This is a genomic window from Cellulomonas hominis, assembly GCF_014201095.1.
In the GTDB taxonomy this organism is placed as follows: domain Bacteria; phylum Actinomycetota; class Actinomycetes; order Actinomycetales; family Cellulomonadaceae; genus Cellulomonas; species Cellulomonas hominis.
Window position 1 is genome coordinate 1,780,547 of record NZ_JACHDN010000001.1, and the last position, 21,591, is coordinate 1,802,137.

At 76.5% G+C, this 21,591-nt stretch carries 17 protein-coding genes; 2 read left to right on the plus strand and 15 right to left on the minus strand.

What is annotated here, in order from left to right; genetic code table 11:
- The 5 genes from trxB to HNR08_RS08450 form a co-directional block, all read right to left on the minus strand.
- On the minus strand, positions 1–1,062 hold the full coding sequence (gene trxB, locus HNR08_RS08430) for a thioredoxin-disulfide reductase (RefSeq protein WP_146840014.1): 1,062 nt from the start codon (positions 1,060–1,062) through the stop codon (positions 1–3).
- A gap of 91 nt (positions 1,063–1,153) precedes the next feature.
- Entirely contained in the window at positions 1,154–3,937 is a 2,784-nt protein-coding gene (locus HNR08_RS08435; protein WP_146840012.1) for a protein kinase family protein, read from the minus strand.
- 198 nt (positions 3,938–4,135) lie between these two features.
- Entirely contained in the window at positions 4,136–5,848 is a 1,713-nt protein-coding gene (gene murJ, locus HNR08_RS08440) for a murein biosynthesis integral membrane protein MurJ (protein ID WP_246803155.1), read from the minus strand.
- A complete protein-coding gene (locus HNR08_RS08445; protein ID WP_168431889.1) occupies positions 5,845–8,154 on the minus strand; it encodes a DUF6049 family protein in 2,310 nt (769 codons plus the stop codon). Before HNR08_RS08445 ends, murJ begins: the two co-directional genes overlap by 4 nt.
- Positions 8,151–8,699 (minus strand): NUDIX hydrolase, encoded by a 549-nt coding sequence (locus tag HNR08_RS08450; RefSeq protein WP_146834588.1) that lies wholly within the window; start codon positions 8,697–8,699, stop codon positions 8,151–8,153. Before HNR08_RS08450 ends, HNR08_RS08445 begins: the two co-directional genes overlap by 4 nt.
- A 157-nt stretch (positions 8,700–8,856) precedes the next feature.
- Between HNR08_RS08450 and HNR08_RS08455 the strand changes: the two genes are divergently transcribed.
- Positions 8,857–10,323 carry a CCA tRNA nucleotidyltransferase gene (locus HNR08_RS08455; RefSeq protein WP_371862364.1) on the plus strand — a complete coding sequence of 489 codons (1,467 nt, stop codon included), beginning with the start codon at positions 8,857–8,859 and terminating at the stop codon, positions 10,321–10,323.
- 135 nt (positions 10,324–10,458) lie between these two features.
- Here the strand turns inward: HNR08_RS08455 and HNR08_RS08460 are convergent, their stop codons facing one another.
- Genes HNR08_RS08460 through HNR08_RS08470 form a run of 3 tightly spaced genes read right to left on the minus strand, consistent with a single transcriptional unit; the run spans position 10,459 to position 13,441 of the window.
- The gene (locus HNR08_RS08460; RefSeq protein WP_146834582.1) at positions 10,459–11,754 is read right to left on the minus strand and encodes an MFS transporter; all 1,296 of its coding nucleotides are present in this window, start codon (positions 11,752–11,754) and stop codon (positions 10,459–10,461) included.
- A 9-nt stretch (positions 11,755–11,763) separates the two neighbouring features.
- A complete protein-coding gene (locus tag HNR08_RS22650) occupies positions 11,764–12,780 on the minus strand; it encodes a 4Fe-4S dicluster domain-containing protein (protein ID WP_146834579.1) in 1,017 nt (338 codons plus the stop codon).
- A gap of 4 nt (positions 12,781–12,784) precedes the next feature.
- A complete protein-coding gene (locus tag HNR08_RS08470; RefSeq protein ID WP_146834576.1) occupies positions 12,785–13,441 on the minus strand; it encodes a TorD/DmsD family molecular chaperone in 657 nt (218 codons plus the stop codon).
- 142 nt (positions 13,442–13,583) lie between these two features.
- Here HNR08_RS08470 and HNR08_RS08475 point away from each other — a divergent pair, with 142 nt between their 5' ends.
- Positions 13,584–13,868 (plus strand): DUF6457 domain-containing protein, encoded by a 285-nt coding sequence (locus tag HNR08_RS08475; protein ID WP_146834573.1) that lies wholly within the window; start codon positions 13,584–13,586, stop codon positions 13,866–13,868.
- 23 nt (positions 13,869–13,891) lie between these two features.
- On the opposite strand, the gene HNR08_RS08480 is transcribed toward HNR08_RS08475, so the two are convergent.
- From HNR08_RS08480 to HNR08_RS08510, 7 genes are all read right to left on the minus strand, one after another.
- Positions 13,892–14,812 carry a dimethyl sulfoxide reductase anchor subunit family protein gene (locus HNR08_RS08480; protein WP_146834571.1) on the minus strand — a complete coding sequence of 307 codons (921 nt, stop codon included), beginning with the start codon at positions 14,810–14,812 and terminating at the stop codon, positions 13,892–13,894.
- Between the two features lie 2 nt (positions 14,813–14,814).
- On the minus strand, positions 14,815–15,444 hold the full coding sequence (locus HNR08_RS08485; RefSeq protein WP_146834568.1) for a DMSO/selenate family reductase complex B subunit: 630 nt from the start codon (positions 15,442–15,444) through the stop codon (positions 14,815–14,817).
- The gene (locus HNR08_RS08490; RefSeq protein ID WP_146834565.1) at positions 15,441–17,879 is read right to left on the minus strand and encodes a DMSO/selenate family reductase complex A subunit; all 2,439 of its coding nucleotides are present in this window, start codon (positions 17,877–17,879) and stop codon (positions 15,441–15,443) included. Before HNR08_RS08490 ends, HNR08_RS08485 begins: the two co-directional genes overlap by 4 nt.
- Before the next feature lie 213 nt (positions 17,880–18,092).
- Complete coding sequence (locus HNR08_RS22295) at positions 18,093–19,454, minus strand: ATP-binding cassette domain-containing protein (RefSeq protein ID WP_183834944.1); 1,362 nt, start codon at positions 19,452–19,454, stop codon at positions 18,093–18,095.
- The gene (modB, locus tag HNR08_RS08500) at positions 19,451–20,242 is read right to left on the minus strand and encodes a molybdate ABC transporter permease subunit (protein ID WP_146834562.1); all 792 of its coding nucleotides are present in this window, start codon (positions 20,240–20,242) and stop codon (positions 19,451–19,453) included. The genes HNR08_RS22295 and modB overlap by 4 nt, the downstream gene beginning before the upstream one ends.
- A 1-nt stretch (position 20,243) precedes the next feature.
- On the minus strand, positions 20,244–21,047 hold the full coding sequence (gene modA / locus HNR08_RS08505) for a molybdate ABC transporter substrate-binding protein (RefSeq protein WP_222595999.1): 804 nt from the start codon (positions 21,045–21,047) through the stop codon (positions 20,244–20,246).
- A complete protein-coding gene (locus tag HNR08_RS08510; protein WP_146834559.1) occupies positions 21,044–21,445 on the minus strand; it encodes a TOBE domain-containing protein in 402 nt (133 codons plus the stop codon). The genes modA and HNR08_RS08510 overlap by 4 nt, the downstream gene beginning before the upstream one ends.
- Between the last annotated feature and the right edge of the window lie 146 nt (positions 21,446–21,591).

The following is a 21,591-nucleotide window of genomic DNA, read 5'->3' on the forward strand; positions in this document are numbered from 1 at the left end:
TCAGTGCCCGGCAGCAGCAGCGGCGGCGGCCGTGTCCGAGCCCTGCGCGGCGACCGCCCCCGCGGCGTCGACGTCGGCGCGCTCGACGGCGTCGGGGATGAGGTCCGGGGAGGCCGGGTCGACGTCCGCGAGAGCCGCCAGGTAGTGCTGGGCGTCCAGGGCCGCGGAGCAGCCGGAGCCGGCCGCCGTGATCGCCTGCCGGTAGGTGTGGTCCACGGCGTCGCCGCACGCGAACACGCCGGGCAGGTTCGTCCGGGTGGACCGGCCCTCGACGACGATGTAGCCGTTGTCGTCCAGGTCGACCTGACCGGCCACGAGGTCGGTGCGCGGGACGTGGCCGATCGCCACGAAGACGCCGGTCGCGCCGTGCTCGCGGGTCTCGCCGGTCACGGTGTCGCGTAGCGTCACGCCGGTGACCTTGTCCTCGCCGTGGATCGCCACGACCTCGGAGTTCCAGGCGAACGAGATCTTCGGGTCGGCCTTCGCGCGGTCGGCCATGATCTTCGAGGCCCGCAGCTCGTCGCGGCGGTGCACGATCGTCACGGACTTGCCGAACCGCGTGAGGAAGGTGGCCTCCTCGACCGCGGAGTCGCCGCCGCCGACCACGATGATGTCCTGGTCGCGGAAGAAGAACCCGTCGCAGGTCGCGCACCAGGACACACCCCGGCCGGAGAGCCGCTTCTCGTCCGCCAGGCCGAGCTCGCGGTACGCCGACCCGGTCGCGAGGATGACCGCGCGTGCCCGGATCGTCTCGCCGCCGCCCGTGACGACCGTCTTGACCGGGCCGGAGAGCTCCACCTCGGTGACGTCGTCCCACAGCACCTCGGCGCCGAAGCGCTCGGCCTGCTTCTGCAGGTTGTCCATGAGGTCCGGGCCGAGGATCCCGTCGGGGAAGCCCGGGAAGTTCTCGACGTCGGTGGTGTTCATGAGCGCGCCGCCGGCGGTCACGGAGCCGGCGACCACGTAGGGGGCCAGGCCCGCGCGCGCCGCGTAGATCGCGGCGGTGTACCCCGCGGGGCCGGAGCCGACGATGACGATGTCGCGGACGGGGGTCTCGGTCACGGTGCTTCCTCGGGTCGGGTGCGTGGTGCTGCGGGAAGAACAGATCCTAGGGTCCGTCTGTTCCGGGTCGCCGCCGCCGGCCGGCGCGCGGTCAGGAGACCGCGAGGCTGGAGATCTCGATCTTGTTCGCGCCGTCGGGCGTCTGCGCGAGCGCGGTGAACCACAGCACGATGCTCTGCGTCTCGGTGGGCTGGGACAGCGTGAGCACGGTCTGCGCGGACAGCGGACCCGAGGCGAGGACGTCCCCGGCGGTGGGGTTCGCCGCGTCCGTCGACCGCACCTCGACGTTCCCGCCGGAGCCGTTGACGTCGAGCGTGACCGACGTGACCGTGGCCGGTGCCTGGAGCGTGATGACCAGGCCGACCGCGTCCTTGAAGCCCGCGAAGTCCGGGCGGTTGTACGTTTGGGTGTACCAGGACGTCGCCGGGTCGCCGTCGGTCAGCCGGCCGACCAGCTCCTCGTGCTCGCCGTCGCCGTCGGACGGGTCGATGGAGCTCACCGCGGCGATCACGGGCGGTGCCGTCTGCGGCGCGGGCTCCTGCTCGCCCTCGGCGGCGGCCGGCGCGGACTGGTCGGGCGCCGGCGCCGAGGCGGAGGGCGCCGGGGTGGTGCCGGCGGAGTCGTCGCCGCCCGAGCCGAACGGGGCGAGGACGTTGCCGATCGCGATGACGAGCCCGACGACCACCGCCACGGCGACCAGGCCGATGACCCAGCGCGTGGGGTCGAACCGGCGCTGGCCGAACGACGGCGCGGGCTCCTCCGCGGGGAACGGTAGGTCCCACGCGGGACGTCCGGGGTCGGAGCTCCCGCCGGAGGTGGCCGGGGCCTCCGGCGTCCCGAACAGCGCGGCGGTGGGGGCGGCGTCGTCGGCCCGGGCCGCGGGTGCGGGCCTGGACCCGGGTGCCGGCGTCGGCCAGGCCGGTGCCGGTGCCGGGGCGGACTCGGCACCGGCGGGGCGCGGGGCCCCGGAGCTGAACGCGGACGCCGAGCGCCGGACCGGCGAGGCCGGTGCCGCGGGCGCCGCGCCGGCGGTTCCGTCGGCCGGGGCTCCCGTGGCAGCCGCCCCGGCGGAGGCGGCGCCGACCGAGGTGATCCCGGCGACGGCCTGGTCGGCGGCCTTGGCGGGCTGCCGGCCCTCGGCGTCGGCGTCGGCGGAGGAGGACCCGGCGGCCGGAGCCACGTCCGCGGGCGCGTCCGGTGCCTTCGCGTCCCGCGTCTTCGGGTCCTGGGCCTCGGGGTCCTGCGCCTCCGCGTCCTGCGCGGCCGGGGTCGGCGTCGTCGGCGCGCTCTCGGCGCGGCCGGCCGGCGGGATGGCCGGCGGCATGCCGGGCGCGGTGGCGGTGGCGGGCTCGGCCGCCGACCCCGAGCGCGCGGGCGGGATGGCCGGCGGCGCCTCGGTCGTGCCGGTCGCGGGCGTGGACGCGCCGGCGGCGGCCTCCGCGCTCGTCGCAGCCTCGTCGGCCGCTGCGTCGGGCGTCGGCGTCGCGGCAGCGGCCGGGGGAGCGACCGGCGTCGGGCGGGTGGTGCTCCGCACCGGCGCGGTCGGCGCAGCGGGCGGGAAGGCTCCCGGTCCGGCGGCGGCCGGGGGCGGCGTACCCGGCCGGCGGCTCCCCGCGCCGCGGACGGCACCGAGCGCGGACCGGACGGACTGACGCGCGACCGACCCGGCCGCGGCACCCGCGGCACCCGCGGCGGCACCCTGCGCCGCCGCGGACGTCCCGGCGGCGGTCGCGCCGGCCGCCGCGCCGGAACCTGCCGCTCCGGAACCCGCCGCGCCCGCGGCCGCTCCGGCGCCCGCGGCCGCTCCGGCGGGCGCGGCCCCGGCCCCGGGCTTCGGGGTGCCCTCGTCGGTCGGCGTGCTGCCGTGCTGGTCGTCGCTCATCGGGCTGCTTCCCGTCGGAGGTGCTGGGGTGGTGCTGCCGCCCGGGTCGCGGGACCCGGCCTGGTCGGGGAGCGCGGGCCACCGGCCCGCGTCCGCGGCGCGGAAGATCTCGTCGGACCGGACGGCGCGCCACGGCTCGAGCTCGCGCACGAGCTCCCCGGGGCTGTGCGGCCCGTCGTCGTGCGGGCCGAGGGTGACGACGCAGAGCGTGTCGAGGTCGGCCGGGACCCCGGGAACCAGGTCCGCGGGGGGCAGTGGCACCTCGTCGTGCGTCGGTGCCGCGGGCAGTCCCGGGTCCACGTCGGCGGCGTCACCGGCCGGAGCCAGAGCCGGGCCGGCGGACCACTCGTCGAAGGTCGGCACGGCCGGTGCCGGCGCGCTCGACGCCGCGGGCCACCGCCCGGTCAGCGCGGCGTAGAGGACCCGCACCAGCCCGACGGTGTCCGCGCGGCTCTTGGCGTGCGCGCCGCCCCCTCCCGCGCCGAGCAGCTCGCCGTCGACCGCGAGGCCCTCGACGACCACGCGGCTCGCGGACGTGAGCACGACGGACTCGGGGCGGAGCGCGAGGTGGTGCACCCCGCGGCGTCGAGCAGCCTCGAGCGCGGCGGCGGCCTCGCCGACGACGGCGCGGGCCTGGTCGGGCCCGAGCGGCGCGCGCGCGGCCAGGGCGGCGAGGCTGCGGCCCTCGACCGCCTCGGTGACGACGTAGCCGGTGCCGTCCGCGGACCCGACGTCGAGGATGCGGGCGAGCCGCGGGTCCACGACCAGGGCGGCTCGCCGGGCGGCGTCGAGGACGGCGGCGGTGCGCGGGCCCTGCACCAGGGTCACGGTGACGCGGCGGGCGAGGATCTGGTCGGTGGCGGACCACCGCTCGGAGCCGGGCAGCGTGGTCGCCAGCGGCGCGTCGAGCCGGTACCGGCCGGCGACGGTGCTGCCGGGACGGCCCGCGGGGGCGCCGGGGCGTCCGGGGTCGCCGGGTCGGGCCTGCGGCACGTGGTCCTCCGTCCGGTCGTCGGTGGCGGGTCGTGGCCCGCCGGTCGTGCGTCGGTCCGGGGCGCCCGGCCCCGGGCTCCCCGTCATGCTAGACGCGCAGCGGCTCCCGTCGCCGGTCCGCCGGGCCGCCTGGGGACCACGCGGGGGACCACGAGGGGACCACGCGGGGGACGGTCACGCGGGCGGCGACGGCCCGGCTCACCGGCCGCGCCCGACCAGCCGCAGCACCGGCCGCACCAGCAGGCGCAGCTCGCCGACCCGGAGCAGCGCGAGCACCCCGGCGTACACCGCGGACATCACCACGGCGCCGAGCACGCAGGCCACGACCGCCTCGCGGAACGTCTGCACCGGGCCGAGCACGGCCAGCAGGCCCAGACCCGCGGCCCCGGCGACCAGGCCGCCCACCACCGCCTTGGCGTGCAGCACGAGGACCCGCCGGCCGTCGACCCCGCCGAGCCGGCGGCGCACCGCGACCAGGGCCACGCCGGCGCCGACCAGGTACGACACCGCCATCGAGGCACAGGCCGCGGCGACCCAGTACCGGTCGTCCAGCAGCCAGCGGCCGGCCTCCGTGCCGCCGACGACCACCACGGCCATGACGACCTGGACGGGGACCATCGACCGCGCGTCCTCGTACGCGTAGTACACGCGCTGGCACAGCGACCACACCCCGAACGGCACGAGACCGAAGACCAGCGGCACGACCACCAGCGCCAGCGCCTCGACGGCGGAGTCGGGTTCGGTGGGGAACATCGCCCGCGCCAGGGGCGTGGAGAGCACCGCGATCCCCACGGTCGCCAGCACCGTGAACACCCCGACGGTGCGCAGCCCGAGCGACAGGTCGGCCCGCACGCCGTGCCGGTCCCCGGCGGCGGCCCGGCCCGCGAGCCGCGTGAACAGCGCGGTCGCCAGCGACACGGTCACCAGGGAGTGCGGCAGCATGAAGATGAGGAAGGCCCGGTCGTAGACCGCGTTCCCGGCGTTGCTCGCGTCGCCGACCGACGACGCCACGACGCTGATCCGCCAGACCCCGACCTGCCCGATCAGCAGCCCGAGGAACGTCCAGGTGGCGACGCGCCCGGCGGAACCGAGGCCCGAGCCGCGCAGCCCCCAGCGCGGCCGGTACCGGAACCCGCTGCGGTAGAGCGGGACCAGCAGGACGAGCGCCTGCGCGACGATCCCGAGGGTCGCCGCGGCGCCGAGCACGGCGGTCTGCCCGGCGCTCCACTCCGTGACGCGGGTCGCCTCGTCGACGGTGCCGTAGACCTGCACGAGGACCAGCAGGCCCGCGATGAAGACGACGTTGTTGATGACCGGCGCCCACATGTACGGACCGAAGGACCCGCGCGCGTTGAGCACCTGCCCGAGCAGCGAGTACAGGCCGTAGAAGAACACCTGCGGGATGCACCAGAACGCCAGCGCGGTCGCCACGGCCGTGACCCGGGGGTCCGCGAACTGCGAGTAGAACCGGACCCACAGCGGCGCGGCCGCGGTCAGCACGACGGCCAGGCCCCCGAGCAGGACGATGCCCACGGTGAGCAGCCGGTCGACGTAGTGCTGCCCGTCGGGGCGCCGGTACGCGCGCACCACCTGCGGCACGAGCACCGCGTTGAGCACGCCGCCGGCGATCAGCAGGTACAGCGTGTTCGGCAGCTTGTTCGCGACGGAGAACGCGTTCGCGACGCTGCCGGTCAGGCCGATCGCCCAGCCGAGCAGCGCGGAGTTGACCACGCCGAGCACCCGGGACGCGAACGTGCCGGAGGCCATGATCATCGAGGAGCGGCCGAGGCCGGTGCGGGCGGGCAGCGCGCCAGGGTCGGAGGCGGCGGGGTCGGTGCCCGCGCCGGCGGTGGCGCCCGCCGCGGTGCCGTCCGGGTCGGCGTCGCCGGCGCCGGTGGCCGGGGAGGTCATGAGGGGTCCTGTCGTCCGGGACTGGGGCTGGTGGGGGTGGCGTCGGGCGCGGGGTCGTCGCGGGCGGGGTCGGGGACGACGCGCGCGCCGCGCCGGGCGGTCTGGCCGCGGCGGACGGTCCGCCAGATCCCGAACGCCAGCGCGAGGGCGAGCAGCACGCCGATGACGATCGTGCCGACGCTCTCGATGGTCGGGGCGACCCGGGCCGAGAAGGTCGCCGGGGTCGCCAGCTCGCGGCCGGTGGCCGACACCAGGCTGACGTCGACCTCGACGTCGCAGTTGGCCGTCGCGCGCAGCGTGAGCGTCACGGAGGTCTCGGCGTTCGGGGCGACGGTCGTGAGGTCCGAGCGGGCGGTGTCCAGGCAGCCCTTGTGCGGCCGGAGCTCGACGCGGACCTCGGCGGCCTGGTCGAGGTCGTTGCGCACCGCGACGGTGATCGGTGCGGAGGACGAGATGACCGTGAACTGCTCGTTCAGCAGGACCGACAGCCCCTCCTGCCGCGCGGTCGCCCGCGCCCGGGCGTTCTCGACGGCCGCGGCCCGGCCCTCCGGGTCCTCGCGCCAGGCGACGGCGAGGGGCGCGACGAGGTCGGCGTCCAGCCCGTCGAGCAGCGCGTCGGGGTCCTCGACGACGCTCGCGAACTCCGTCGCCGCCCGCCAGTCCGCGGCCAGGGCGTTCACCCAGGCGGGGGTGAGCTCCGTCCCGTCGCGCTCGGCGGCGGGGAGCCCGGCCCGGTCGGCGCCGCTGCCGGACTCGCCCGCGGCGTGCGCGGCGAGCACGTCGGCGACGGTCTCGGTCTCGACCCACGGCGCCGACTCGAGGGCCTGGAGCTGCGCGGTCGCCAGGGCGGTCGACGGCTCCCAGTCGCGCGGGGTGGTCGCCAGGACGAAGGAGTCGGCGTCGTCCGACCGGGCGAGCACGGCGGTCTCCGCGAGGATCCGCTGCGCCGCGGTCGCGGGCGTCACGCCGGGCTCGTCCGAGGCGGGCGTCGACAGCAGCGCGGTGAGGGTCCCGTCGGGCACGAGCGCGGTCACCGGGCCCGAGTCCGTGGGGACCGTCACGGGGGCGCCCGGGGTGCCGGAACCGTCGGCGGGCAGCGCGCCCGGCCCGACCACGAGCGGCACGCCCGGGGCCGAGGCGGCGGCGCGGGCCGCCGTCAGGTCGTCCGGGACGTCGTCCGCGGCCCACAGCAGCGGCTCCGCGTCGTCCCCGAGCAGCTCGGACCCGGACCCGGTGACGTCCAGCGCCATCCGCAGCAGGTCGGACCCGGGGTGCACCGCCCCGGCGTGCGCGACGGCCGCCACGTCCGGGTCGGCCCAGGGCAGGCGGAGCACCTCGCGCCCGTCGGCCGCCGCCTCCATCGCGGACAGCCACGCCTGCGCGGCGCGGGACCCGCCGGCTGCGGACTCCACGAGCGCGGGGTCCACCGCCCAGGAGACCGCCGGGTGGCTCCCGGTGGCCTGCAGCAGGCGGGACAGCCGGCCGCCGGACGCGGTGAGCGCGGTGAGCGCGTCGTCGGCGGCCTGCTCCTCGGCGCTGGCGGGGTCCTCGGCACCGGCCTCGTCCTCCGCGCCGGCCTCGCCCTCCGCTCCCTCCGCGTCCTCGCCGCCGGTCGGGGTGGGCGTCGGCGTCGGTGAGGCCGACGGCTGCGGCGCGGCGTCCTCGTCCTGCTCCTCGTCCGGCGGCCCGGGGTCGGTGGCCGGCCCGACGACGGGCGCCAGGACGCCGACGTGCGCGGTCGGCACCTCGTCCGCCGACCCCCAGAGCAGGAAGGTGCGGTCCACACCGACCCGCCGGGAACCGTCGCCCACGTCGAGGGTGATGCCGCGGGGGCCCCAGGCGTTGTCGGTGCGCAGCAGCCGGATGTCGTCGGCCGGCACCACGACCTGGACGGTCTGCGACTGCCCGGGCTCCAGCGGGGCGTCGAGGACCGTCGTGGCCGCGACGTCGCCGATCGGGCTGGACGTGCCGCTGGCCGCCCAGCGCGCGAGCTCGTCGCGCGACGTCATGCGGTACCGGTAGATCCGCACCGACGCGCGCGGGGAGTCGAGGACCTCGTCCCCGTCGTTGCGCAGCGCGGCCGTGACGGTCAGGTCGTCCCCGGGCTCGAGCACCTGCGGGGACACGCCCGTCACGGAGACGCTGACGGGCAGGTCGTCGGTGGCCGGCGCCGCGGGGACCGTCGCTGCTGCGTCCGCCGGGGCCGCCGTGGCCGGCGCCGCGGGCACACCGGCGAGCGCGAGGACGCCCGCCAGCACCGCCGTCGCCAGCGCCGCCCCGCGCGCCGCCGTGCCGCGCAGCCTCATGCCCCGCCGACCAGGACCACGTGCGCGGTCTCGGCCAGTCGTCGCTCGTTCGGGTAGGCCAGCCGCGCCGGCAGGTCCAGGACGGGGACCCAGGCCACGTCCTCCGCCTCGCCGTCCGGGTCGCCCTCGACGGTCAGCTCGCCGCCCACGGCACCCAGGAGGTAGTGGTGCACCATCTTGTGCACCCGCCGGTCGTCGCCGGTGAACCAGTAGTCGATGGTGCCGAGGCGCCGCACGATCCGCCCGGTGATGCCGGTCTCCTCGGCGATCTCCCGGACCGCCGCCTGCTCGGGGGTCTCGTCCCCCTCGAGGTGGCCCTTCGGCAGGCACCACTCGAGGCGACCCGCGCGGTTGCGCCGGGCGATGACGGCCGCGACGTGCACGCCGGCCTCGACGCGCACCACCAGCCCGCCCGCGGACGTCTCCTCGACGACGGGCAGGTGGGGGTGCCGGGTCCGGGGTGAGCGCGGGTCGATCCGCAGCGCGTGCCCCCCGGGCGGCGCGGGCACGCCCTCCGGTGGCAGGGCGCTCGCGGGCTCGGGCATGCAGGCCACTGTAACGACTCCGCCCGTCAGCCCGGCCGGAACGCCGTGGAGGACCTGTGGACGAACGGCCCCGTGCGGCGGCGATCTGGCAGGCTTGGTCGTCGTGCCGTCCGACGACCTGACCCCGAGCCCCGCCGCCGTCGACCCGACCGCCGGCGTGGTCGACGCCGAGGCGCTGGTCGCGCTGCAGAAGCGCGCCCTCGGCGTGATCGCGGGCCTCGCGCCCGCCGCCCTCGAGCTCGGGGAGCTGTTCCGCGCCGCCGGGCACGAGCTCGCCCTCGTGGGCGGTCCGGTCCGCGACGCGTTCCTCGGCCGGCCGAGCGCCGACCTCGACTTCACGACCTCGGCGTCGCCCGACGAGACCGAGCGGATCCTCGCGGCCTGGGGCGACGCGCACTGGGACATCGGCCGGGCGTTCGGCACGATCGGTGCGCAGCGGCACGGCCGGCGCGGGGCGCAGGACGTCGTCGTGGAGGTCACCACCTACCGGACCGACGCGTACGACCCGACGTCCCGCAAGCCGGAGGTCGCGTTCGGCGACTCGCTCGAGGGTGACCTGTCGAGGCGCGACTTCACCGTGAACTCCATGGCCATCCGGCTGCCCGAGCTGACGTTCGTCGACCCGTTCGACGGCCTGCACGACCTCGCGCGCGGCGTGCTGCGGACGCCCGTCGACCCCCGGCAGTCGTTCGACGACGACCCGCTGCGGATGCTGCGGGCCGCGCGGTTCGCCGCCCAGCTCGGGTTCGCCGTGGACGACGCGGCGCTCGCGGCCGCCTCCGACATGGCGGACCGGCTCGCCATCGTGTCGGCCGAGCGCGTGCGCGACGAGCTCGTGAAGCTGCTCATGTCCCGGCAGCCGCGGCCCGGCCTGCGGGTGCTCGTCGACACCGGCCTCGCCCAGCACGTCCTGCCCGAGCTGCCCGCCCTGCGCCTGGAGATCGACGAGCACCACCGGCACAAGGACGTCTACGAGCACTCGCTCACCGTGCTCGACAAGGCCATCGCGCTGGAGACCGGCCCCGACGGCCCCGTGCCCGGCCCGGACCTGGTGCTGCGCCTGGCCGCGCTGCTGCACGACATCGGCAAGCCGGCGACCCGGCGGTTCGAGTCCGGCGGCGGCGTCTCGTTCCACCACCACGAGGTGGTGGGCGCGAAGCTCGTCGCGAAGCGGCTCAAGGCGCTGCACTTCGACAAGGCCACCGTGCAGGCCGTCGCCCGGCTGACCGAGCTGCACCTGCGGTTCCACGGCTACGGCGAGGGCGCGTGGACCGACTCCGCCGTCCGGCGGTACGTCACCGACGCCGGCCCCCTGCTCGAGCGGCTGCACCGGCTGACCCGGTCCGACTGCACCACCCGGAACGTCCGCAAGGCGCGCCGGCTGTCCGAGGCGTACGACGACCTCGAGGAGCGGATCGCCCGGCTCCAGGAGCAGGAGGAGCTCGACGCGATCCGGCCCGACCTGGACGGGACGCAGATCATGGCGATCCTGGGCATCGGCCCGGGCCGCGAGGTCGGCGCGGCGTACAAGCACCTGCTGGAGCTCCGCATGGAGCACGGCCCGGTCGGTGAGGACGCGGCGCGCGAGGCCCTGCTGGCCTGGTGGGAGACCCACCGCGCCTGACCCGTGGCGCCGAGGGCGTCGAGATCGGTCCTCCCGACCGAGATCGGTCGCACGACCGACCGATCTCGGCGCGAAGCACCGATCTCGGCGGATCCCGCCGCACGCGGTGGCGGGCGGACGGGGGCGCGCGACCGGTCAGGCGCGGGCCGGGACCTCGGTCGGCTCCGTGGCGCGGGTGCGGTAGACCAGGGCCGTCGCGAGGTACGCCGCCGCGAGCAGCGCGAACACCGCGGGCGACCAGCCCGTGTCCGGCAGCGCGACCGCGGCCAGCGCCGCCGCCCCGACGAACGCGGCGTTGTACAGCACGTCGTACAGCGCGAAGGCGCGGCCCCGGAACTCGTCGGCCGTGTCCCGCTGCACGATCGTGTCGACGGCGATCTTCGCCCCCTGCGCCGCCAGGCCCAGCACGAGCGACCCGGCGAGCACGGCCGGCCGCGCGACGGTGACCGCCAGCAGCGCCTGCGTGGCCGAGGCCATCAGCAGGCAGACGGTGATCCAGCCGTGCGGGCCGATCAGCGGGGACACCACGGGGGTCACGACGATGGCCAGGGCGAACCCGGCGCCGGTCACTCCGGCGACGACGCCGAACGTCAGCAGGCCGGCGCGGGCGTCGGCGGGGTCGGACAGCAGGTTCCGCGAGATGAGGATGCTCGAGATGAACACGACCCCGTACAGGAACCGGTGCACCGCCATGACGCCCAGCGCCCGGCCGGGGGTGCCGCGGCGCACGAGGTAGCGGGCGCCGTCGACGAGCCCGCGCGCGAGGACGGACAGCGCCCGGCGCATCTCGCCGGCGTCGGCGCGGGTGTCCGGCCCGAGACGGTCCCGGTCGATGCGGGTGGCGGCGAGCGACGCGACGGACATCAGCGCGGCGGCGGAGAGCAGCGCGGCGACGTCCTTCGGCCCGCCGTCGGGGAGCACCAGCCCGAGCAGCAGGCCGATGCCGGCGCCGATGCCCGCGGAGACCGTCCCGAGCGTGGGGGTGATCGAGTTCGCGGTGAGCAGCAGCGGCCCGGCGACCACCCGCGGCAGCGACGCGGACAGCGCGGACAGCAGGAAGCGGTTGACGGACAGCGTGACCAGCGCCAGCACGTAGACGACGGGCCCGACGCCGGCGGTCGCCATGATGACGGCGATGAGCACGGTGAGCGCGGTCCGGACGAGGTTCCCGACGAGCAGCACCTGCCGGCGGCGCCAGCGGTCGAGCAGCACGCCGGCCCACGGGCCGACGACGGTGAACGGCAGCAGCAGCACCGCGAACGCGGCGGCGACGCCGGTGGCGGTCGTGGCGTTCTCCGGGGAGAAGAAGAACAGGGTGGCGAGCCCCGCCTGGAACAGGCCGTCCGAGCACTGGCTGACCAGGCGGACCGTGAGCAGCCGCCGGAAGTCGACGAGGGGCCACAGCTGCTTCAGATCCGAGACCACCTGCACCGGAACAGGCTAGCCGGGCGGCGCCGGTGCCCCGGCCGGGGCCGCCGAGCCGAACGGGTGCGCGCGGCGGAAGGCGCAGACCGGGCACAGGGCGGGTCCGTGGGCCTCGGACGCCGCGCCGCCGAACGCCGCGCCGCACCGGGCGCACGCGCGTGTCGCCACCCGGGCGACGTCCCGCAGGCCGCCGTCGAGCACGCCGCCCCAGCCGTCCGCCGGGGCGGCGACGAGCGCGTCCGCCGGGCAGAGGTCGACGCAGCGCGCGCAGCCCGTGCACGCGGCGACCTCCTGCCGCAGGAGCAGGTCCGCGGTGCCGGGGACGTCCACGAGCGCCAGCGCGCCCTCCGGGCAGGCCCGGACGCAGGTCCCGCACGCGGTGCAGCCCGGGGCGTCGAGCAGCGCGCCCGAGGGGGTCGCCGCCCCGGGTCCTCCGGCCGTCCGGCTCCCGGCCGCCGGGTCCCCGGGCGGCACGGCGGCGTCCGCCGCGACCGCGGCGTCGGCCGGCACCCCCAGCACCTCGAGCACCGCCAGCAGCCGCCCCCGCTCGGTCCCCGCGCGCCCGCGCGCGCCGTACCGCGCGCGGGACGCCGGCGCGAGCAGCGCCCGGCGGGGCAGCTCGAGCGCGGCGGCCTCCACCGGGGTCCGGCGGCGCGCGCGAGCGCCCAACCGCGGACGACGCGGCGCCCGCGCGGGTGCGTCCTCGTCCGCGGAGCACCACCCTCGGCGGTCGGGGGCCGCGGAGCGGAGGAGGGTGCGGGCGGCCGCCAGGGACGCCGGGTCCAGGGGCGCGTGGGGGTCGTGGAGCGTCACGCTCGCGGCGCCGGCGGCGGCGAGCTCCAGCCACGCCGAGACCGGGAGCTCGCCGGGGCAGCACGGCAGGCGCACGACCGCCGCGCGGCGGGGCGGGGGCGCGGGGACCCGGTCGGGGGCGTCCGGGCAGACGGCGTGCAGCGGCAGCGGGTCCGGCTGCCACGCCAGCCACCGGACGAGCACGCCGAGGCCGTCGGGGTCCGCGGCCGGCCCGGGCACGACGTCAGTCCCCGACGAGGACGTCCCGGGCGTGCGCGAGCAGCCCGGTCCCGAGCAGCCCGACCCCCTGGTAGAAGTCGGTCGTCGCGTGGTCCCGCACCAGCCGCAGGCACTCCGGCCCCCAGAGCAGGGTGTGCTCCGTCAGGAACGACTGCTGCGCGGCCAGGGCGGCGTCGGTGGCGTCCTCGTCGCCGGCGTCCAGGCCGTCCAGGGCCCGCACGCAGAGGTGCGCGAGGAAGTCGAGCTCGAGGCCCAGGTGGTCGTCCGGCTCCTTGTTCAGCGCCGGGGCCACCCGGCCGTACGCGCGGTACGCCGCGCGGACCTCGAACGTCGCCTCCTCGAACAGCAGGCGGTCGCGGCTGCGGTGCACGGACTCGTACGGTGGGGCGAGCAGCGGCCCGGGCCCGATGAACAGCGCCTGGTGGTCCCGGGCGAGCACGAGCACCTCGGCATCGGCGCCGCGGACGAGCAGCGCGGCGCCCTCGCGGGAGGCGGCGTCGGCCAGCGGCCACCCCGCCATCAGGCCGGGCTGCCGGATGCGGGCGAGCAGGTCCGGGTCGGGGGAGGCGAGCAGCAGACGGGACACGAACGTGTAGCAGCCGGCGAGCTCGTCGAGTCGCTGGGCCAGCTCGGTGCGCTGGGCGGCCGTTCCGGTGGACATGACGTTCCCTGGGGTCGGAGGTGCCCCACCAGCGTGGGCGCGGGCGGCGCGGGGTCCGGGGGCCGAAGGTCCCGGCGTCGGCGGGTGCGGGCCGGGGGACCCTGACCCGGGCGTCCCGGGCGACGGACTGGAGGAGCGGGCGATGGGCGAGATGGAGCGGTGGCTGACGGCGGCGTCCGCAGAGCTCGGGGTGCCGGCGGCGGTGCTGACCGCGTCGTCGCACCCGGTGCTGGACCTGGTGCGGGACGTCGCGCACGGCGTCAACCGCCCGGCCGCCCCGCTGAGCGCGTTCCTGGTCGGCCTCGCCGCCGGCGCGGCAGGAGCCGCCGGGGACTCCGGGACCGCCGTCGACGCCGACCAGGTGCTCGCCCGCGTGGCCCGCCTGCAGGCGCTGGCCGCGGACTGGGAGCGCGCCGAGGACGTCTAGGCCCTCGGCGCGCGGGGACGGGGCTACATCCCGATGCGCGTCATGCTCTCGTAGAACAGCACCCGGCCCAGCCCCTCCGAGGCCAGCACGAGCACGAACGCGCCGGTCGCGACCGCGAACATCATCCGCTGCCGTCCCGACGACGCGGCCTTGTACAGCAGCACCCCCAGCAGCGCGGCCCCGAGGAACACCAGCACCAGCCGCACGACGAGCGCCGCGCCGCTGCCGATCATCAGCGCGTCCGCCGAGACCGCCGAGGCGCCGTCGCCGGCGGTGGCCAGCGTGAGCGCGTAGGTCGGGGCGACGACGAACTCGACGCCCACGAGGACGATCGCGGCGACGGCCACCCCGCGCAGCGTGCGCTGCAGGAGGGCGTCCACCTCCGGGTCGGTCGCGAGCCCCCGGCGCCGCCGGTACGCGGTGACCCCCACGAACGCCGCCCCGATGTTCAGCGTCCCGAGCAGCAGCGTCGTGGTGAAGAACGACACCGGGGTGGCCCAGGTGTTCCAGGCGGGGACCGTCGGCAGCATGTAGACCATCGACATGACGTAGACGAGCCCGAGGCCCACGACGGCCGTCACGCCGGCGAGCACCTGCCGGAGCACGGGCGTGAACCAGTGCCGCCACTGGCACACCGCGAACGCGGCCCCGAGCGCGGCGAACGTGCAGCCGAACAGGATCTCCCGGGAGAGCCACGAGCTGTCCCAGTGCCGGATCGTGTGGAGCATGTTGATCGGGTTGCCGAGGTGCAGGATGCTCGCGAGCAGCCCGAGCACCATCACGGGGCCGATCGCGTAGAGCGCCGGGTCCGACAGCCGGTCGACCACCGCGGCCCCGCCCCGGCGCCGCGCGACGAGCTGGACCACGCCCAGCACGACGAACGACCCGACGGCGAGCTGGGCGAGGATCGTGAACGTGACCAGCGGGAGCTCGCTGACGTGCATGGTCAGATCTCCTCGGGGTTGGCGACGACCCCGGTCCCCTCGCCCGACGCCTGGGCGCGCGGGTGCGGGGTGATCACGAGGCTCGGGCGGGTGACGGAGGGGTCGGGCAGCGGGGCGATGTCCGCGCGGTCGCCGTAGGTGGCGCGCAGCTCGTCGATCTCCCCGAACGTGAGGGCCCGCGAGGGGCAGGCGGCGACGCAGGCCGGGTCCTTGCCCTCGGCGAGGTAGTCGGCGCAGAAGTCGCACTTCGACATGACGCCGGCGTCGGCGTCGTACTGGGGTGCGGAGTAGGGGCACGCCCACTCGCAGTAGCGGCAGCCCACGCACTTCTCGGGGTCGACGGACACGATGCCGTCCTCGCCCTTGCTCATGGCGGTGGTGGGGCAGACCTTCACGCAGATCGGGTCCTCGCAGTGGTTGCAGGAGACCGACGTGTAGTAGGTGAAGACGTTCGGGGTGAACGTCCCGGCCCTCGGGTCGGTGGTCCACCCGCCGCCGGTGTACTCGACCACCCGGCGCCAGGAGATGCCCACCGGGAGGTCGTTCTTGTCCTTGCACGCGATCTGGCACGCCTTGCAGCCGGTGCAGTAGGCCTGGTCGACGTGGAAGCCGAGTTGCTTGGCCACGGTCATGCCCTCTCGATCTGGACGAGGTTGGTGTGCTGGGGGTTGCCCTTGGCCAGGGCGGACGGCCGCCACGTGGTCAGCGTGTTCGTGCAGCCGCCGCGGTCGACGCCGTCGGCCCCCGGCCGGTACCAGGCGCCCTGCGGGACGGAGACGACCCCGGGGGCGATGCGCGCGGTGACCTTCGCCGGCAGCTCGATGCGGCCGCGGTCGTTGAACACCTGGACCGTGTCGCCCTGCTCGACGCGGCGCTCGCGGGCGTCCACCGGGTTGATCCACACCTCCTGCGGGTGCGCCTCCTGCAGCCAGGGGACGTTCGCGTAGGAGCTGTGGGTGCGGCCCTTGTAGTGGTGGCCGATCATCTGCAGCGGGTAGGTCGACCGGAGCTCGTCGTCCGGGCCCTCCCAGGTCGGGACGTACTCGGGCAGCGCCGTGATCCGGTCGCCGTCGGCCAGCTGCCAGGTGTCGGCGAGCTCCTGGAGCGCGGCGGAGTAGATCTCGATCTTCCCGGACGGGGTCTCGAGCGGGTTGGCGTCCGGGTCCTCGCGGAACTTCTTCAGCGCCACGACGGTGCCGGCCGGGTTCTGCTTGCGCCAGACGCCCAGCTCCCGGAGCTCGTCCACGGACGGCAGCTCGGGGACCTTCGCCTGCGTCTTGGCGTGCAGGTAGTCGATCCAGTCCTCCTGCGTGCGGCCCTCGGTGAACGCCTCCTCGACGCCGAGGCGCCGCGCCAGGTCGGAGCACATGTCGTAGCCGGTGCGGCTCTCGAACAGCGGGTCGATGACCTTGTCGGCCAGGATCACGTAGCCCATGTCGCCGGCGGAACCGCCGGGGACGAGGTCCGCCTGCTCGACGTTGGTGGTGTCGGGCAGCAGGATGTCCGCGAACCGGGCCGACGCGCACATCTGGTTGTCGATGACGACGACCATCTCGCAGAGCGAGTCGTCCTCGAGCAGCTTCGCGGTGCGGCCGGTGTCGGAGTGCTGGTTGATCAGGGTGTTGCTCGCGTTGTTGATGATGAGCTTGATCGGGACGTCGAGCTGGTCCTTGCCCTGCACGCCGTCGGCGGTCTTGGTCATCTCGGCGCCCCGCTCGACCGCGTCGGTCCACAGGAAGCACGAGATCTTCGTCTTCACCGGGTTGTCGAGCAGCGGGAACGCCTCGACGGGCAGCGAGTAGGAGCCCTCGCGGGCCCCGGTGCCGCCGCCGGTGACGCCGACGTTGCCGGTCATGATCGCCATCATGAAGATCGCCCGGGAGGCGTTCTCGCCGTCGGCATGCCGCTGCGGGCCCCAGCCCTGGGTGATCGCGCACGGCTTCGCGAGGGCGATCTCGCGGGCGACCCGGACGATGGTGCCGGCGGGGACGCCGGTGATCCGGGCGGCCCACTCGGGGGTCTTGGCGGTGCCGTCGGGGCCCTCGCCGAGGATGTAGGACCGGTACGACGAGCCCGGCGCGGCGCCCTCGGGCAGGTGGTCCTCGTCGAAGCCGACGCAGTAGCGGTCGAGGAACGCCTGGTCGTGCAGGCCCTCGGTGATCATCACGTGCGCCATGCCCGCCACCAGCGCGGCGTCGGTGCCCGGCCGCAGCGGGACCCAGTCGTCGGCGACGCTGACCGCGGTCTCGCTGAGGCGCGGGTCGATGACGATGGTCCGGGTGCCGGCCTCCCGCCGGGCCTGCTGCACGGAGAACGTCTCCCCGCCGCCGCTCATCCGGGTCTCGAGGGGGTTGTTGCCCCAGAAGACGACGAGCTTGGCGTTGACGGCGTCCGGCAGCGAGTTGCTGGAGACCATCGAGCCGTAGGTGTACGGGGTGGCGTACTGGATCTGCGCCGTCGAGTAGGTGCCGTACTGCCCGAGGTACCCGCCGAGGCAGGCGAGCAGGCGGGGCCACGTGCCGCGCTTGGAGATGTTGCCGCCGGTGCTGCCGGAGCCGTAGTTGTAGTAGACGGCCTCGTTGCCGTAGGTGTCGATCGTGCTGCGCAGCGCCTGGGCGACGGTGTCGAGCGCCTCGTCCCAGCTGATGCGCTGGAACTCGCCCGAGCCGCGGGTGCCGACCCGCTTCATCGGGTACTTGATCCGGTCCGGGCTGTAGATGCGCTGGCGGATCGACCGGCCGCGGACGCAGGCGCGGATCTGCTGCGTGCCGAGCTGGTCGTCGCCGGTGTCGTCGGGGTCCACCCGCGTGACCTGGCCGTCGACGACGGTCATCCGCAGCGGGCAGCGGGAGCCGCAGTTGACGTTGCACGACGACCAGACGACGCGGGCGTCCGCGGGCTGCTCGGCCGCCGACGCGGGCGCGGCGGCGGTGATCGGGAGCAGGCCGAGCTTGGCCCCGGCACCCACCGCGGCGGCCGCACCGCCGGCGGCCGCGCTCCACTTGACGAACGAGCGACGCGTGACGGGTGCGTCGAGGACGGCCGCGGGTGCGGCGGGCTGAGGCATGGGGGCGCTCCTGGCGGGCTGAGGACGGGCTCGCGCGGGCCGGGTCGACGATGACGGGGCCGCGGGGTGCCCTCCCAGTGTTCGCCGGGACGCCTGATGTGTCCGGGACGGAGGTCCCGAAATGCATGAAGCACACAGAGAACGGGAGAAAAGAAACACCGGCATGCCGAAAATGTCACCGGGACGAACGGGTTTCTTCCGGACATGCCTGCGCTAATGCGCGGGGTGGTCCGCCGCGTCCCGGGCGCGCGCGAGGTCCGCCGCGTCGTCCACGTCGAGCCCCTCCGTGCCCGTCAGCGGGACGGGGTGCACCCGCAGCCCGACCCGCACCGTGCGCAGCGCCTGCCCCGGGCGGACGGCCGCCAGCCGCATCCGCACCGCGGCGGTCCGGTACACCGCGAGCAGGGGCTGCTCGCGCCCGTCCGCGTCCACGCCGAGCGCCGCGTCCACCTCGGGGTGATCCGCGAGGGCCCGCACGAGCCGGGGGACCACCGGGCCCGCGAACGGCTGGTCCCCGGCCACCGCCACCACCGCCTCGACGTCCGGCAGCGCCGCGACCCCCGCCGCGAGGGCGACAGCGGGCCCGGCGCCCGCCGGGGACTCGCGCACCCAGCGGGCGTGCGGGAACAGCGCGGCGTCGGCCGCGGGCGGCGGGTCGGCGACGACGACCGTCGGCAGGGGGGCGAGGTCGTCGAGCAGCCGGTGCAGGATCGGGCGCCCGCCGACGTCGAGGGCGGTCTTGTCGCCGCCGCCGATCCGCCGGGCCGTGCCCCCGGCCAGCACGACGACCCCGACGGTGAGGTCGGGCAGCGGCGGCTCCTCGGGCTCCGGCTCCGCCGCGAGCGCGCCCGTGGCCCCCGCCCCGCCGCGCCACGGCACCGTCGCCGCCCCGGCGTCCCACGCGGCCGCGAGCTCCGCCCGGCCGAGCTCCGCCACGGGCCGCCCGTCCACCAGCACGACCGCGCGGTCGGCCAGGTCGGCGGCGTCGGCAGCGTCGTGCGTGACCAGCACGACCGGGCACGGCCGCTCGGCCAGGTGCGCGCGCAGCACGTCCCGCACGGCCCCGCGCGTCTCCGCGTCGAGCGCCGCGAAGGGCTCGTCCAGCAGCAGCAGGCCGGGGTCGGTCGCGAGCGCCCGGGCCAGGGCCACCCGCTGCGCCTGCCCGCCCGACAGCGTGCTCGCCCGTGCCCCGCCGTGCGCCGCCAGCCCGAGCCGGTCCAGCCACGCGTCGGCCGTCGCCCGCGCGACCCGCGCCGGGACCCGGCGGGCGCGCGGGCCGAACGCCACGTTCTCCCGCGCCGACAGGTGCCCGACCAGCAGGTGGTCCTGGAACACCACGCCGCACCCGCGGCGCTCCGGCGGCACGTGCACCCCCGGGCCGTCGAGCGTCCGGCCGCCGAGCAGCACCCGGCCGCGGTCCAGGGGCAGCAGCCCGGCGAGCGCGCGCAGGGCGGTCGACTTGCCGGCACCGTTCGGCCCGATCAGCGCGACGACCTCGCCCGGCGCCGCCGTGAGCGGCAGGTCGAGCGTGAACGCCCCGCGCGCCACCCGCAGGTGCGCGTCCAGGCCGGTCACCGCCGGAGCTCCGTGAGCCAGCGGCCGCGCAGGGCGACGAGCACCGCGAGCGACAGCGCCACCAGCACCAGGGACAGCGCGATCGCCGCGTCCGGGTCCTGCTCCAGCGCGAGGTAGATCGCCAGCGGCATCGTGCGCGTCGTGCCGGGGAAGTTGCCGGCGAACGTGATGGTCGCGCCGAACTCGCCGAGCGCCCGCGCGAAGCACAGCACCGCGCCCGCGGCGATCCCGGGCGCGATGCGGGGGAGCGTCACCCGGCGGAACACGTACCAGCGGGAGGCGCCGAGCGTCGCCGCCGCGTCCTCGACGGCCCGGTCCGTGCCGCGCAGCGTGCCCTCGACGGAGATGACGAGGAACGGCAGGGCGACGAACGCCTCCGCGACCACGACCGCGGCCGTCGTGAACGGCAGCGTGAACCCGAACCAGGTGTCCAGGTGCTCCCCGACCAGGCCCCTGCGGCCGAGCAGCATGAGCAGCGCGACGCCGCCCACGACCGGGGGGAGCACGAGCGGCATCGTCACGAGGGCGCGCACCAGGCCGAGTCCCGGCACCTGCCCCCGGGCGAGCAGCGACGCGAGCGGGACGCCCAGCACCAGGCAGATCGCGGTCGCGGCGACGGCCGTGCGCAGCGACAGCCCGAGGGCCTGCGCCACCTCCGGGGACCCGACGAGGTCCGGCATCGCGGACCACGGGGCCGCCACCAGGAGCGCCACGAACGGCGCGACCAGGAACAGCAGTCCCGCGACCGCGGGGACCAGGACGCCGGGAGGCGGGAGGCGGCGCCGCACGTCAGCCCGCGGGGTCGAAGCCCGCGCCGGCGAGCAGGTCCTGACCGGACGCGGACAGCACGAGGGCGACGAACGCCGCGGCCGCCCCGGGGTTCGGGGCGTCCGCCAGCAGCGCGATCGGGTAGTCGTTCACGGCCTCGGCGGACTCGGGGAAGTCGATGCCCTCGACGGAGGCGCCGGCGCCGATGACGTCGGTCCGGTACACCAGCGCGGCGTCGACCTCGCCGAGCTGCACCTTGGTGAGCGTCGCGGTGACGTCCTTCTCGTACGTGTCCGGGGCGGGGGTGAGGCCGGCGGCGGCGAACGCCTTCTCGGCGGCGGCGCCGCACGGGACCTCGACCGCGCACAGGGCGATGGTGCGGTCGGGGTCGGCCAGGTCGGCCAGGCCGGTGACGCCCGCCGGGTTGCCCGCGGGGACGGCGATCTCGAGCGTGTTCCGCGCGAACAGCTGCGGCTCGCCGGTGACCTCGGCGGCGTCCGCCATCGTCGTCGCGCTCGCGGCGGCGAACACGTCCGCCGGGGCGCCGGAGACGAGCTGCGTCGCGAGGGTGGACGAGCCGCCGAACGAGAACGTCACGGTGAGGCCCGGGTTCTCCTGCTCGAGCTGCTCGCCGAGCTCCGTGAACGCGTCCTGCAGCGAGGCGGCCGCGAACACGACGAGCTCGCCCGTCAGCGGCTCGGCCGTCGGGGAGCCGGCCGGCTCCGGGGTGGTCGCGGCGTCGGGGGCGGCCGTCGACGCGCACCCCGCCAGGGCGACCAGCAGCGCGAGCGAGCCGGCCACGAGCGCGGCAGGACGACGGTTCACGGGGCGGCCTCCACGACGACGTGGGTGGCCTTCACGGACGCGACCGCGACGACACCGGGTTCGAGGCCGAGCTCGTCGGCGGCCTCGCGGCTGATCAGGGACACGAGCCGGTGCGGACCGGCCTGGATCTCCACCTGCGCCATCACCGTGTCCCGGACGACCCGGGTGACGATGCCGCGCATGCGGTTGCGGGCGGAGACCGCGGACCGGCCGGTCTCCGCGTCGGGCGTGCCGGCGAGCTCCTGGGCGAGCGCCGCCAGGTCGGCGCCGGCCACGGTCCACCGCCCGGAGCCCTCGGCGCGACGCGCGGGCAGGCGGCCGCCATCCACCCAGCGACGCACGGTGTCGTCGCTGACGCCGAGCAGGGCCGCGGCCTCGGAGATCCGGAAGTCCGACACGGTCGGGAGTCTAGGGACGGGACGCCGCGCGCGCGGGGCCGGAGGTCCCAGATCGACGCGCGTGCGGTGTGGAGCGGGGACGGACATCCGCAGGTGCGGGCCGCGACCCGGGACCCGGGTCCCGCCGGCCCCGGCCTACGCTGGGC